The organism is Candidatus Zixiibacteriota bacterium (assembly GCA_022865345.1).
Taxonomy (GTDB): Bacteria; Zixibacteria; MSB-5A5; order MSB-5A5; family RBG-16-43-9; genus RBG-16-43-9.
Genome location: JALHSU010000128.1, coordinates 14,938 through 28,209, shown reverse-complemented (window position 1 = coordinate 28,209; position 13,272 = coordinate 14,938). Strand labels below are relative to the sequence as shown.

Genomic DNA, 13,272 nt, shown 5'->3' with positions numbered 1-13,272 from the left:
CTAAGATACCGTTCGGTATCAGACGATCCTGTTAACGGACCGGGCGAACTAATCTACAAACCAGGCTTTAGTGCCTTGGGGCAGAAACAGTTTCATCCCGGTCCGTGGAATAATAACTTCTCTAAGTATAAAATACAAGGGGCAAGCCTGTGTGCCTGCCCTGAAAGCTCACGCTGGATGTTATCATCCAGCGCTTGAAGAGAAATTCACAGCAGATTGAACGGATTAAGCAGATTTGACACCGGATTCATCAGCTTAATCATAATAATCAGCTGTGAGGAACTTGTAGATGCTGTCAGGTGTTACCACCTGACAGCTTAGCAACTTTATACAGTGTCAGGAGGTAACTCCTGACACCACAGTAGAAAAAGAGGAATAATTGTCTTTACCCTCTCCTTTTAGGAGAGGGTAAGGGTGAGGTTATATAATAATCAACTGTTCAGAGAGGAGTTTGTAGATGTAGGGGCACGGCATGCCGTGCCCCTAAGGATAACTCACCCTCAAACCAGTTTGAGGGTGGCACCCAAGCAACCCTGTCCTACGGATCCGTTAATAGGAAAAGGGTCGCGCTACGACAAACAAATGCAAACCTGAAGGTCCAAAATGGATCTTGAGATTTGCCCTACGAAAAAAACAAAAGTCAATGAGCTTTAAACAAAACCTAGTTTTTTTGTGGAATTGGTTCAAAGAAACCTTTATCCATTTTTTCTTTAAAGACAATTGCCCTTTAATGGCGGCGGCCATCTCTTTTTATGCCATTTTGTCTCTAATTCCACTGTTTCTGCTTCTGATCTCCCTTTTGGGTTTTGTGCTGCATTCCTCTGAAAAAGCCTCATCCTCTGCTTATTTCCTGTTGGTCAAGACCTTCCCTTTGTCAACTGCTACCTCGTTTAAGCTTCTTTTTCGTTTGATAGAAAAAAAAGAGGTCTTTGGATTATTTGGTATCTTAGGTCTGACCTGGGCGGCAACCAGGATTTTCTCAGTTATGGAGCAATCCCTGAACATAGTCTGGAAGGTGAACCGGGGAAGGAGATATTTTCACAGCAAAGTTCTTTCTGTAATTCTGGTGCCGGCTTCTCTGGCGATTGTCGTTCTCTCCCTGGGAATGACCAGCCTGTATGCCTTTGCCAAGCGCATGACTTTGCCGTTTGTTCACTTTAGGCTCTCGGATGCTCCGTTTATAGCCAATCTTTTTGCCATTCTCATCCCAGTATTCCTGAGCCTACTACTTTTCTTTCTACTGTATAAGTTCATCCCGTATAGAAAGATTTCAAGCTTCTCAGCTTTTATCGGGGCTTTATCTTCAGCTCTTTTGTGGGAAGTCTCCAAAAATCTGTTTGATATCTATATAAAGAACTATGCAGGTGTGGAGAAAGTTTATGGTTCCTTTGGGGCAATCGTAATTTTGCTTTTCTGGATTTACTATTCTGCTTTTATTCTTCTAATAGGGGCAGAAGTCGGGGCAAATTTTGAGATCTTAAGAGGGAAAAACAAAGTAGGGGGTATGGCTGAATCGTCTGATTAAGGGCAGGCACGCAATTCGACGGTTCGACAAGCTCACCGTGCTGAGCCTTGCCGAAGCACAAACTCATCGTCCTGACTATTCGACTCTGCTCACAGTCCCTGAGCGAAGCCGAAGGGAGCACCGTCGAAGGACAGGTCTGCCCCTACTTCAAAAAATCTATAAAAAAAGACAGCTTCGCCAAAAAAACGAAGCTGCCAATTTTTTTCCATGGATAAGGATGAATCCTACTTTCCACCGGTAGTGTCAGCCTGAGTCGTTTCGGCCGGTGCTGCCTGCTCGGTGGTAGTTCCTTCTGTCTTCTGCTCTGCTTTCTTAGCACATCCGGCAAAGATGGCTAAGGTGAGAAGAAACGCAATCAAAAGCGCGATTAATTTCTTCACTTACTTTATCACCTCCCTTTGGGTCTCATTATCTCGATTTCCCTGACAATTCGATTCTCTTTTGTTTTTTACTTGACCTGTGTTTCCGGTTTTCGTATAATCTGTCTCAACGTCTGAACTTCTGGCTTCGGACGGTGTATAACTGATCAGGTTTCAATTTATAGCTTAAGTTTTGATTGTCAACAGAAAAATTCTTAATTTCTCAAGAAAGGAAATCGATGCACTTTCTGATTTTTTTGCTGCTGGCTCCTGATCCAGCCGCTTTCAGGGGTAACATAATCCGGATGGTCCTGGAGTCGGGTGTTTTTGCCCAGGTAATCCTGTTTATACTTTTGATCTTCTCCATTATCTCCTGGGCCATAATGATAAATAAGCTCAGGGTTTTCAGAAAGGTGGAAAAGGAGACCAGAAAGTTTTTTGCCACCTTCAGGAAAAGCAAGGGCCTGTCAGAAGCTTATCTTGCCTGTGGGCTGTTGCACAGAACTCCTCTGCACAACATGCTGGTGGCAGGGTTCAAGGAGATAGAGCAATTCTCTAAAAAAGATGAAGTAATCCCGTTGGAGAAAAGAGCAGAGGTAGTCAAGATGACTCTGGACCGGGTGGGAGCAGAGGAGATAAGCCGGCTGGAAAGAAATGTGGTCTTCTTAGCTACCACTGGGAATATCAGCCCCTTTTTCGGGCTTTTGGGAACAGTGTGGGGCATTATGGATTCATTTGCCAGCATAGGGGTTAGAGGGACAGCCAGCTTAGCGGTAGTTGCCCCGGGAATAGCCCAAGCTTTAATTGCGACCATCTTTGGACTGGCAGTGGCTATCCCTGCGGTTATCGGGTATAACTATTTCAATAACCGTCTCAAGTTCGTCGCAACAGACATAGACAATTTCTCCCTGGAATTCCTTACCACTGCCAAGAAAGAAGGGATTTTATGAGAAAAAGGCAGTACGGTGCACTCTCTGACATCAATGTAACCAACTTAGTGGACGTGGTCTTAGTTCTTCTGATTATTTTCATGATTACTGCTCCGATGCTTCAGAGCGGTATAGACATCAACCTGCCAAAGACCGTTGCCTCAGAAAAGGACTTAGGAGAAGGGATCGTTGTTACCATAACCAAGGAAAAAGGCATCTTCGTGGATGACAAGATCACCCCTTTGAATAAATTCGAACAGAGATTAGGGGCGATGAAGGCTAAAAAGGGCGGCAAAGCAGTCTATCTTCGGGCTGATTCAGGAGTGCCCTACGGGTTTGTGGTAGAAGTGATGGGGAAAATAAAGAATATGGGCATAAGCGATCTGGGGTTGGTCATCGAACCGACAGGTAAAAAATGACCAGGGATTTCTATATTTCTCTTGCAGCTCATCTGGTGATTCTGCTGGCTATAGCAATCTTAGCTCCGGTTACTGCCTATTACCAGATGAAAGGGTATCCCCAGATCTACAGAGTAGGACTGGTGAGTCTGCCAGCAAGTGGAGGTGGAGCAGGGGCAGGCACAAGCTCTGCCAGTGCTTCAGCCCCGGCTGAAGGGATCGGATTAAAGGAAATGAAAACTGAGCAGAAAAAAGCGAAAAAGACTCAGCCGAAAACTTCGCAACAGAAAGCACCGCCTTCAAAAAAGACCACAGAGACTGCTGCTAAGCCAGATGAAGGTAAGGGAACTGCTGGTAAAGAAGGGAAAGGTGAAGGTTACGAGGTCTCTTTAGGCGGAGGATTGGGTTCTGCTTACGTGGAAGGCGGAAATTTCGAGTCATCCTATTATCTGGATATCGCTTTTGGGAAGATAAGAGGGAATTTTTCCAATCCCTTAAGACAGACAACTTTTCCAATCAGGACAACAGTCTATTTTAAAATCCTTAAGGATGGGAAAATAGCAGAGCCTGTTGTTGAAGCGCCTTCAGGGGTTGCCCCTTTTGACCAGGCAGCCCTAAGGGCGGTTATCTCATCTGATCCGTTGCCTCCTTTGCCTCAGGAATACAAGGGGGAATGGCTGGGGATTCATCTGGAATTTGAATTTTTGCCTTGAGACCGATTTAAAAAAAACGGATGTGCTCGTCGGGTCCCCTGACCCGACGAGATAAGACAAACTATACCTGATTGCCAGGTCAGGGGACCTGGCAATCACCGGAGAATTAACCTCACCCTCGCCCTTTCCTTTTTAAGGAGAGGGATGGTTGACTCATATTTCGAGAAGCTAATATGAAAAAGCAAAAAATTCTTGTAATGATCTTTTGTCTCCTTTTTTCTATTTTCAATTTCAAAACGATTTCTGCCCAGACTGAGGTCTACGTCAAGATGCCAGTGGGTGGGTCTGAGCCTCTGGATCTCGCGGTCACAGATTTTTCCCCTAAGAAAAAAGGGTTTTCAGCAGACGAGAAGAGCTGGTCCGTTCAAATCCCTCAGATAGTAAGGGCGGACCTTGATTTCTCCCTTTTGTTCTATGTGACGGAGATCGATTCGTTCGCAAGATCCGTAGTTGGTGCTGACCCCTTGAATTTCGACGGCTGGTTTAAATTGGGCGTGCAGATGGTTCTCAGCGGAGAGGTGGAAGAAAAAGGGGAGGAGATCAGAGCAGATGTCTCATTGTATGATGTAGTAAAAAGTAAAAAAATCTACTCAGAGTCATATAAAACTTCATCGGATAATGTCAGAGGATTAGCTCACACCATTTCGGATGATGTTGTCCTCAAGCTGACCGGAGATAAGGGGATATTCAATACCAGAATCGCTTTTGTCTCCAGCCGTACCGGGAACAAGGAGATTCATATCTGCGACTTTGATGGATTCAATTCAAAGAAGGTCACCACAGATAAATCCATTGACTTATCCCCGCGCTGGTCACCGGATAGTAAAAAGATTATATATACATCTTATAAAAAGGGTAATCCTGATTTGTGGATAAGGGATTTACAGACAGGCACTGACCAGGTCCTCTCTGCTCAAGCCGGGTTAAATTCTGCTGCCTCCTGGTCCCCGGACGGAAAATATATCAGCCTGGTCTTGAGTAAAGGAGGGAATCCTGATATCTACCTGCTGGATCAATCCGGAAAGATAATCAGAAGACTGACCAATAGCTCTGCTATAGCCTCTTCCCCCTCGTTTTCTCCCAACGGCAAAGAGATAGTCTATACCTCTGACAAAACAGGATTGCCACAGCTCTACGTTATGGATAATCAGGGGAGTAATGTCCGCAGGCTGACTTATGACTTAGATTACTGCGATTCGCCTGCCTGGTCTCCAAAGGGGGATAAGGTTGCCTTTGTGGTCAGGACCTCTTCAGGGTTTGACATATACACAATCGACGTTACCGGGCAGAACCTGAGAAGACTGACCTACGGCTCAAATAATGAGAACCCGTCCTGGTCAACGGATGGTTATCATTTAGTTTTTTCCTCTGACCGCACAGGTAAGCATGAGGTCTACACTATGGACTGGGATGGCCAGAACCAGAGAGCGATTACCACAGGAGGAGAAAATTATAATCCTTCTTGGTCAGGAAGATGATAGGTAATAGGTCGTAGGTTGTAGGTGGTAGGTAATAGGAGATGACGACCCTGATCTGTCATTGCGAGCCTCGCCGAAGGCGAGCGAAGCAATCTGTCTACTTCAGACGGGAAGGGATTGCTTCGTCGTTCCGCCAAAGGCGGAACTCCTCGCAATGACGTATGAAGGTGACACTCCCTAAATAATTTCTTCTTCAGACAATAAAATTCCTTTTACTTTTTCGATTTTTCTTGACAACTTTTTGGGGTTTAGTTATATAGTGAAAGAATTGAACTCTAACCTTGAAAAGGAGGTACAAGGTGAGGTATGTTTTAGTAGTTCTCGTGGGGGTTTTTATCCTGGCATTTTTCTGGGGATGCAAGTCGGGCACCAAGATAAAGCCGGCAGTTGAGCAGCCTGCTCCCAAAGAGGAGGTAAAAAAGGAAGAGCCAGCTCCAGCACCGGTGAAACAGGAGGAGGTCAAGCAGGAAGAGAAGGTAGAGATTAAACTTGACCCGATCTACTTCGACTTCGACAAGTATTTCCTCAGGTCCGATGCCAAGGATGCCCTGAACCGCAATGCCCAGTCGTTAAAGGACAATCCTCAGGTTAAAATCAAAATAGAAGGAAATTGCGACGAGCGGGGAACGGTTGAGTATAACTTAGCCTTAGGAGAAAAGAGGGCTAAAGCAGCTATGGATTATCTGGTGAACTCAGGGGTCGATCAGTCCAGGATAACGATAATCAGCTACGGCAAGGAAAGACCATTATTCCCGGGCCATAATGAAGATGCCTGGTCCAAAAACCGCAGGGATGATTTCGTGATCGTCTCCAAATAAAGGAGTTTAGAAGAAAAAGGCGATGAGTCTGGCGGAAAATTATTTAAAAGCCGGGATAGTTCTCCTGGGGGTGTGTCTTTTGTCATCCGGCTGTGTCTCGCGAAGGGAGATAGTCAGGTTTCAGGAACAGCTCGACTATCTGGAGGAGAGTAATCATCGTCTGGAAAAAGATGTGGCTTCTCTGGATAGTCTATTAAAAGCCCAGTTGGATGAAAACCAGAGACTCAGAGCTGACCTCTCCTCTACCTTAGGTTCAATTGATGACCGGCTCTCGATGCTGGAAGGCAGGGTGGAAGAATCAGGGCACCGCTTTACCGAGCTGGAAAAGCAGATGGAGAGCAGAGAGGTTTCGACGCAGGACACTTCAGGGTTGCCGGATTCGCTGAAGATGAAAGTCAGCCTGGATCCGCAAAAGCTGTATGACCAAGCTTATTTTGATTTCGCCAAAGGCAGCTACGATTTAGCCATTCAGGGGTTCGCAGATTACCTGCGCTATTTTCCCAAGGGCAGATCAGCAGACCAGGCGCATTACTGGATTGCGGAGTCGTATTACGCTAAGAAAGATTATGAGCGCTGCATGGATGAATTCCAGAAGCTTTTGCAGAATTTCCCCAGCTCAAACAAGCTTCCTTCAGCTCTTTACAAGATCGGACTGTGCTACGAGGAGCTGAAAAACCAGATCCGGGCAAACCGTTATTTTAAAGAGGTGGTAAGCAGATACCCGGATTCGCCTGAGGCTAAATTAGCTAAGGAGAAAATGGGTATTAGCGGAGCTAAGAAAAGATAGAGATTCGTCGTAGGGGCGACCCGTCGGGTCGCCCCTACAGTTATCGTTTGAGGATCAGGCAGGGACACTTGTAACGTGTCCCTATAATTTTTTACCTGAATGGCTGAGCTAAAAGTTCCCCGTATTTTCCCCTGAGGTTCTGGGCAAGCGAATCCTGCTTGAAATAAACCAGGTAAGAAATTCGGTTTTGGATCATCGCGGAATAATCTTTAAGATAAAACAAGGTTCTATCATCCTTATAGATTTTTTGATCCAGGACCCCGCGCAATTGTAATTCCGGATAACTGTAAGGATAGTATCCCATGTCCTTTTGTAAACGAAAAACCATACCATCGGGAGTCTGGATGAAAGAAGTAAGAAATTTCTCATCCGTCATAAGGTCAGCATAAATCGGTTTTTCCGGATAGCTTTTCAAAAGGAACGACTGAATCATATCCACATAGCTTTTTTCAATAATGCTTGGGTCATACGGTTTTCCGTTCTCGAATAAATATACCTGCGCTCGAAAACGGTCGATCTCTCCTTCAGACTTCTGATATAAATCAGGATAGTTCTGCTGGATATATTTAAGATACCAGCTTCTTCTTGAAAGCTCGGTATCTATAAATCTTACATCCGGCCTTTTATTTTCCACATATTTTAGATAAAGCCAGGGCGAATAGTGGTCCCAGATTTTAGTCAAAACGATCGAGTCCTTTTTAATTGACCTTAAGATGTTTTCCGCATAATCGTATGCGAAATAACTTCTGCTCTCATCCGGCATGAAATAATTGCGAAAGAGGTTGACAAGGGGGAGGCAGGAAAAAAGAATTATCAAAATTACCGCGACTGCGCGCGGAGCATATCTTCCTCTGCGAAGAAGGACGAAAAGCCAGGCAATTCCGCATCCCAGCCAGCCAGCAGCTACCAGAAAAGAGGGGAGGAAGTATGGATCGATATCCGGAATCTGGTAGTTTATTCCGTAGAAAATCGTAAAGATGAAAATTGAAAGCAGAGAGATGAAAAGCTTCCAGTTTTTTTTCAAAAGGATTACAAATCCGAGGATGATCCAGGGAAGAAAGTATAGAGGAAATTGGGAATAAAACAGTCGCAGATAGTTTCTGAGACTCTCCCAGAGCGCCTGGCTTGACTCGGAAAACATCCAGATCCGGTACTGCCAGCCGCTTATGTGCCTTTTGAGATTCGATAAGCTGGAGGGGTCTCCCCAGTTCAATATGGGGTTAAGCGAGGAGCGAATCGGCAGATATAAATAGACAGAAATTCCCAGGATGAAAAAGGAGAGCAAAAGTAAAACTCTTTTTTTCTCGAAAAAAGACTTTCTGTAGATCATCAGGAAAAGGAAGACAAATCCCGGTAAGAGCAGGACGATGGAGAGGTGATTCCCAAAACTCAAGCCGTGAAGGAAAAAGAAAAGGTAAAGGTATTTATCAGACTGAGCCAGCTTTCCTCTGCTTTTCAGATTTAGCTGAGAAAGTATCAGATAAAAGAGTATTGCATTCAGCAAAGAGTTCAGGGCATAGACCTCGTTAGACGTAGCCTGGGACCAAAGGGTAGGGGAAAATGAGAAGATAAGTGTGCTGACCAGTGAGATGTAACTGCGCCAGCTCTCTGGTAATTCCGGGAACAGGAGCTCAAAAATCGCAAGCAGGACGAGAAACAAAAACAGATTCGAAAAAGAGATAAAAAATAGCGACAGCAGGTTGAGATTCTGGACCGGAGACCCCAGGGGCAAAAGGGAGAAAAGCCTGCCTATCAAGGTGTAAACAGGATACCCGGTAGGATGAGCGAGTCCAAGAGTAGTGCAGACTGTGGCAAGCTCGCCAGAATCGATAAAGGAAACAGTGGGACTTAAGGTCTTGAAATATACCAATCCCGGGAAAAATAAGATTATTAAAGAGTAAACAATTTTCTTCTTATTCATTGGAATAGTTAAAAGAAAGGAAATCTATAATTGGGGTCATATTCAAGTAAAACTTTTTTAAAATAGTAAGCCCTCTCAAAATATTTATTTGCCTCATCTTCAAAGCCAAAACGCTTAAGGTATAGACCTCTATTATAGTAAGAAAGAGCAGAGTGAGCTATGCGGACCAGCTCCTTATTTGTTTTGGGGACCTCCGGGTCTTCAATCCCTCTCAGGTGAAAATCGGGGAACTCATACGGGTAAAATTTATTTTTTTCTCTAAAGCGCATGAGAAGACCTTCAGTCGGAGTAGGAAGTCCAGAATAACCCTGATAGGCATCAAAAATAGTGATGTAAACTGGCCGGTCTGCAAGGTTTTTAAAAATAAAACTGTTGATCATCCGTGTAAAAGACTGAGAAGCTTTGAGGGAATCCAGGAACTGGCCACTCTCCAGACTGAGAGCAAAATGGTTATAGGCATCGATCTCCTGAGAGGAACGCCTGTAAAATGAGGGATAGTATTTCCGCATATAGTTTTTATACCAGCTATACTCTGAAAGTGCAGTATTGACGATCTCCAGGTCAGGCCTTTTGTTTTCTACGAATCTTAAATAAAGCCAGGAAGAATAATAGTCCCAGACCTCGGTCAGGATCAGGGCATCCTTATGAGCTGACCGCAGGAGGTTCATACTGAAATCATAAGGGATGTAATTTCTGCTTCGGTTTTGAGCCTTAAACTCCTGGGGGAATTTTAAAACAAACAAAAAGGTGAGAATTGACAGAACTAAAAAGCTTATTGCGGTTCTTAATTTCTCTGAGGTTCGAAGCCAGAACAGGATTCTCTCCAGTATTTGAAAGAGGAGGAGAAGTCCTGAATATAGCAAGAAAGTTAAAGTTAGGAGGGTCTGCAGGAAATAAGGCTCGATATCTTTTACATCATAGTTTAAGCTCCAGAGGAGATTGAAAAGGATGATCAATAGAAAAAAGATAGCCAGCTTCAAGTTCTGCTGGAAAGCCTTAAAAAAGCCTAAGAAGATCAAAGGATATGTCCAGAAGGGAAACTGTTTAAAGAAAAGTGAGAGGAAATGTTTGAAGTTATCCCGGAAAGCCAGTTTGGTTTCAGTGAACATCCAACTCTGGTAAATCTTAGCAGTCAGGTGGTTTTTTAGATTGAGAAAGGTGGAGGGGTCTCCCCAGTTTAAAGGAGTATTCAGAGATGAGCGGATAGGAAGATAAAGATAGATTGATATTCCCAAGATCAAAAACCCGAAGATTAAACTTAAAGATTTAAAACTGTAGATCTTCCGATCAGCAGTGGAAATTAAAAGGAAGATCAGGGCAGGGAGTAAAAGGATGCTTAAAAGATGGTTGCCAGAGCTTAAACCAACCAGATAAGTTATCAGATAAATCAAGCTTAAGTTCCAGTGGTTTAAATTTTCTGCAGACTGATTCTGTTTGAACCAGTATAAAGACAGAAGGATAATCAGACTGCAGAGGAAGATGTTTAAAGAATAGACTTCATTGATGGTAGCCTGTGACCAGAGAATTGGCGAGAAGGAAAAAAAGAAAGTAGTCAGAATAGCTGCTGAAAACTTGAGCTTAGGATTAAGCTCTTCTTTAAAGAAGAGCTCGGAGAGCAGAAGAAGAGAAAAAAACAGGATGACATTAGTCAAAGCAGCCCAGAAGGCAGACATCATAATTAATCGGTAAATCGGTTGTCCAAACTGCAGGAAAGAGAAGATCCTTCCCAGCAAGGTGTAAAGCGGATACCCGGTTGGATGGGCAATCCCCAAAGTCGTACAGACAGCAGCTAATTCTCCGGAATCTACAAAAGAAAAAGTAGGGTAGAGGGTCAAAAAGTAGAAAAAGCCGCTGAAAAGGAAAACTGCAAAGGCTGAGATAAAAGTGTATCTATTGAACCGGAATAGATAGGATCTTGAGGGGGACATTTTAGAATCTAAGACCAGTCACCAGAAGTCTGGTTTCTCTTTAGAGGCTAAAGACGAGTCTGGTTTTCAAATCCATTAAAATGGCAGATCTTCATCTGTGCCTTCGCTCGCCTCTGCTTCCTTTTCGACTGACTCCTCGATAGGTGCGGCCTCTTTGCGGCCTAATTTCATTATCCTGAGGGCTACCACCTCGCTCACATACTTCTTGATCCCGTTGCGGTCATCATAGGAGCGGTTCTGGATCCTGCCCTCGACAAAGACCTGGTCACCTTTTTTTAATATATCCTTGGCGCTTTCGGCCTGCTTTCCCCAGATAACCAAATTATGCCAGTCAGTCCTCTCCTGAAATTGCCCGGATTTATCTTTCCAGCGAAAGGTGGTGGCTAAAGAGACAGTGGTCACAGCCTGACCATTGGGAGTATACCTTTTTTCCGGATCCTTGCCCAGATTACCGATCAAAAACACTTTGTTTAAACTTGCCATTCTTCGCTCCAGATTTAAGTGTTATTTTTTATATGATAACATTTGATTTCTCGCTTGTCAACTTCTTTTGGGTAGAGTTGAATTATTTTTTTCAAAAAAGTAGCCTCCGGCCTTGACATCTCAGAAACAATTCCGGAGGATTGGAATGGAATCAAACGCGACACGAAGGTCGGGGGCTACGGGCTCATAAGGGATGTTCTAACTGACTTCAGTCAGGTCCTGAGCTTACGCCACTAAAGTGGCTAAGAACAAAAACATGTGGAGAAATTTCGTCGGAACACACGAACGTCGGACATTACGGGTTTAAGATCTTACAAAAATGGGCAGGAGGTCAACTCCTGCCCCAGCCACAGTAGGGGCGACCCGCTCTTCGGCTTCGCTCAGAGCAGTGAGCTTGTCGAACTGCCGGGTCGCCCCTACACCATACGCTTTCAAAAAGAAAACAGTGTGCAAGCAAACCTATTTCACCAGGACCACATCGATTCGGCGGTTTTGCTGTCTGCCCTCTTTGGTGTCATTGGAAGCAATCGGTCTGGACTCACCATATCCTGTGGCAGTGATTCTATCTTCGCCTATTCCCATATTGGCTATCAGATATGCGGTTACGGCTTTGGCTCGGGCTAAGGATAATTGCATATTGTAGGTCTCATCTCCCATTGAATCGGTATGTCCTTCAATGATGATTTTCCTGTCAGGAAAATCCCGGATCGCTTTTTGAATTTTAGACAAAAGCCCGAAACTCTCTGGCAGGATAGTGGATTTCCCGCTGGGGAAGTTTATGCCGTACAGCCGGATGACGATATTTTCTCCTTCTTTTATCACGCTGGCTTCGTCTTTGGCGAAGAGCTTCTCCAGATTGACAAAATCCTCATCCTCTATGCTTTTCAGCTCCAGCTCCTTATAACCTGCTTCTTTCTGGGCAACTTTTTCTTCCAAAGCATCTAACTTCTCTTCCAGCCCTTTGATTTTTTCGTCTTTTTGCTGGAGCTCAGAAAGAAGCTCCTTTTTTTCCTGCTTCAGGTTATCTATCGCCAGGATAATCGATTCCACTGGCTTTTCTGGTCCCTGGTCGAATTCAGGGGAATAATCAACTTCTTTGGCTATCCGGGAGATCAGATTTTCCTCTTCCAGGGCGAGTTTCTCAAAAGAAGGATAATCGGTTTTCAGGTTCTGAAATTTAGAGGATAAATATATGGCATGTCTTGCCTGATAAGCTGCCTGCTCTGCTTTAGAAGTGGCATCCTCAGCCGCATACCTTTCGGTATTCAGAAGCTGTTCAGTCGAAGCTAAAAGGTCTTCGGAGTTTTTCAAGGTCGATGGGGCATATTTGTCAGCCTTGGCTTTAGTCTTGGCTTCTTCGACTAATCTTCTTGCCTCTCCCAGGATGCTCCCCTTGATGGCTTTTAGTTCCGCCTGGTTGAATTTCTCCTCGGCTATTTTAGCTTTTTCCCTGGCGCCGTTTAAGTCGCCTGCCTCAATCCGCAAAGCGGCTTCTTCAAAAGACTTTTTAGCTAAATCATAAAGATCCGGTGCAAATTCCGGGGCATTGGCTTTCAGAGCTTTTTCCCTTGCCTGTAAGACCGAGGCAAAGGGAACACGAGCCACCTCTGCAATCTTATATGCTTCAGTTAGGTAGGTCTTGACTTTTTCTAACCTGTTTTTGATCTCCTTAAGCTCCCCGCCTTTTTTGAACTTCTCATAAGCGAGGCTATATTCATCAAAAGCTTTTCCAAAATTCTTAGGAGAGAGGATGTCAACTTGCTGGTTTCTGGCTTTGGCTAACTCATCTCTAACACTACCGAAGATCGATTCCTCAGTGGAGCTTTCCTGCTGAGCTAACGGGAGATTAGTGCTGATTAACAAAGTGAAGAGAGTGAAAAAAACAAGTGTGACCTTTAAGCTTTTAACGGAAAACATGTTTACCTCCTTCGAT

Annotated in this window: 13 protein-coding genes; 8 read left to right on the top strand and 5 right to left on the bottom strand. The window is 44.4% G+C overall.

From position 1 onward, the window contains the following. Together MUP17_05755 and MUP17_05750 are read left to right on the top strand one after the other, a co-directional pair. On the top strand, positions 1-198 hold a 198-nt coding region (locus tag MUP17_05755; GenBank protein ID MCJ7458476.1), incomplete at its 5' end, for a hypothetical protein. Between the two features lie 532 nt (positions 199-730). Further along, the gene (locus MUP17_05750; GenBank protein MCJ7458475.1) at positions 731-1,525 is read left to right on the top strand and encodes a YihY/virulence factor BrkB family protein; all 795 of its coding nucleotides are present in this window, start codon (positions 731-733) and stop codon (positions 1,523-1,525) included. Between the two features lie 224 nt (positions 1,526-1,749). Here MUP17_05750 and MUP17_05745 read toward each other — a convergent pair whose 3' ends face one another. Further along, positions 1,750-1,905 carry a hypothetical protein gene (locus MUP17_05745; GenBank protein MCJ7458474.1) on the bottom strand — a complete coding sequence of 52 codons (156 nt, stop codon included), beginning with the start codon at positions 1,903-1,905 and terminating at the stop codon, positions 1,750-1,752. 218 nt (positions 1,906-2,123) lie between these two features. Between MUP17_05745 and MUP17_05740 the strand changes: the two genes are divergently transcribed. From MUP17_05740 to ybgF, 6 genes are all read left to right on the top strand, one after another. Next, on the top strand, positions 2,124-2,834 hold the full coding sequence (locus MUP17_05740; GenBank protein ID MCJ7458473.1) for a MotA/TolQ/ExbB proton channel family protein: 711 nt from the start codon (positions 2,124-2,126) through the stop codon (positions 2,832-2,834). Further along, positions 2,831-3,232 carry a biopolymer transporter ExbD gene (locus MUP17_05735; protein ID MCJ7458472.1) on the top strand — a complete coding sequence of 134 codons (402 nt, stop codon included), beginning with the start codon at positions 2,831-2,833 and terminating at the stop codon, positions 3,230-3,232. The genes MUP17_05740 and MUP17_05735 overlap by 4 nt, the downstream gene beginning before the upstream one ends. After that, positions 3,229-3,924, top strand: coding sequence for a TonB family protein (locus tag MUP17_05730; GenBank protein MCJ7458471.1), 696 nt, complete (start codon positions 3,229-3,231; stop codon positions 3,922-3,924). Before MUP17_05735 ends, MUP17_05730 begins: the two co-directional genes overlap by 4 nt. Before the next feature lie 173 nt (positions 3,925-4,097). After that, positions 4,098-5,402: a Tol-Pal system beta propeller repeat protein TolB gene (gene tolB / locus MUP17_05725; protein ID MCJ7458470.1), complete on the top strand. Its 1,305-nt coding sequence runs from the start codon at positions 4,098-4,100 to the stop codon at positions 5,400-5,402. A gap of 299 nt (positions 5,403-5,701) precedes the next feature. After that, positions 5,702-6,220 carry a peptidoglycan-associated lipoprotein Pal gene (gene pal, locus MUP17_05720; GenBank protein MCJ7458469.1) on the top strand — a complete coding sequence of 173 codons (519 nt, stop codon included), beginning with the start codon at positions 5,702-5,704 and terminating at the stop codon, positions 6,218-6,220. Between the two features lie 22 nt (positions 6,221-6,242). Then, positions 6,243-7,007 (top strand): tol-pal system protein YbgF, encoded by a 765-nt coding sequence (ybgF, locus tag MUP17_05715; protein ID MCJ7458468.1) that lies wholly within the window; start codon positions 6,243-6,245, stop codon positions 7,005-7,007. Between the two features lie 91 nt (positions 7,008-7,098). Here the strand turns inward: ybgF and MUP17_05710 are convergent, their stop codons facing one another. The 4 genes from MUP17_05710 to MUP17_05695 form a co-directional block, all read right to left on the bottom strand. Then, positions 7,099-8,928: a DUF2723 domain-containing protein gene (locus MUP17_05710; GenBank protein MCJ7458467.1), complete on the bottom strand. Its 1,830-nt coding sequence runs from the start codon at positions 8,926-8,928 to the stop codon at positions 7,099-7,101. 8 nt (positions 8,929-8,936) lie between these two features. Continuing rightward, positions 8,937-10,856 carry a DUF2723 domain-containing protein gene (locus MUP17_05705; GenBank protein ID MCJ7458466.1) on the bottom strand — a complete coding sequence of 640 codons (1,920 nt, stop codon included), beginning with the start codon at positions 10,854-10,856 and terminating at the stop codon, positions 8,937-8,939. A gap of 75 nt (positions 10,857-10,931) precedes the next feature. Beyond that, positions 10,932-11,339: a single-stranded DNA-binding protein gene (ssb, locus tag MUP17_05700; protein MCJ7458465.1), complete on the bottom strand. Its 408-nt coding sequence runs from the start codon at positions 11,337-11,339 to the stop codon at positions 10,932-10,934. Between the two features lie 459 nt (positions 11,340-11,798). Next, entirely contained in the window at positions 11,799-13,256 is a 1,458-nt protein-coding gene (locus MUP17_05695) for an OmpA family protein (GenBank protein ID MCJ7458464.1), read from the bottom strand. Between the last annotated feature and the right edge of the window lie 16 nt (positions 13,257-13,272).

Excerpts from the sequence above, each read along its gene's own strand:
- MUP17_05750 (MCJ7458475.1), top strand. The coding sequence starts at position 731 with ATGGCGGCGGCCATCTCTTTTTATGCCATTTTGTCTCTAATTCCACTG.
- MUP17_05740 (MCJ7458473.1), top strand. The coding sequence starts at position 2,124 with ATGCACTTTCTGATTTTTTTGCTGCTGGCTCCTGATCCAGCCGCTTTC.
- MUP17_05735 (MCJ7458472.1), top strand. The coding sequence starts at position 2,831 with ATGAGAAAAAGGCAGTACGGTGCACTCTCTGACATCAATGTAACCAAC.
- MUP17_05730 (MCJ7458471.1), top strand. The coding sequence starts at position 3,229 with ATGACCAGGGATTTCTATATTTCTCTTGCAGCTCATCTGGTGATTCTG.
- tolB (MCJ7458470.1), top strand. The coding sequence starts at position 4,098 with ATGAAAAAGCAAAAAATTCTTGTAATGATCTTTTGTCTCCTTTTTTCT.
- ybgF (MCJ7458468.1), top strand. The coding sequence starts at position 6,243 with ATGAGTCTGGCGGAAAATTATTTAAAAGCCGGGATAGTTCTCCTGGGG.
- MUP17_05710 (MCJ7458467.1), bottom strand. The coding sequence starts at position 8,928 with ATGAATAAGAAGAAAATTGTTTACTCTTTAATAATCTTATTTTTCCCG.
- MUP17_05705 (MCJ7458466.1), bottom strand. The coding sequence starts at position 10,856 with ATGTCCCCCTCAAGATCCTATCTATTCCGGTTCAATAGATACACTTTT.
- ssb (MCJ7458465.1), bottom strand. The coding sequence starts at position 11,339 with ATGGCAAGTTTAAACAAAGTGTTTTTGATCGGTAATCTGGGCAAGGAT.
- MUP17_05695 (MCJ7458464.1), bottom strand. The coding sequence starts at position 13,256 with ATGTTTTCCGTTAAAAGCTTAAAGGTCACACTTGTTTTTTTCACTCTC.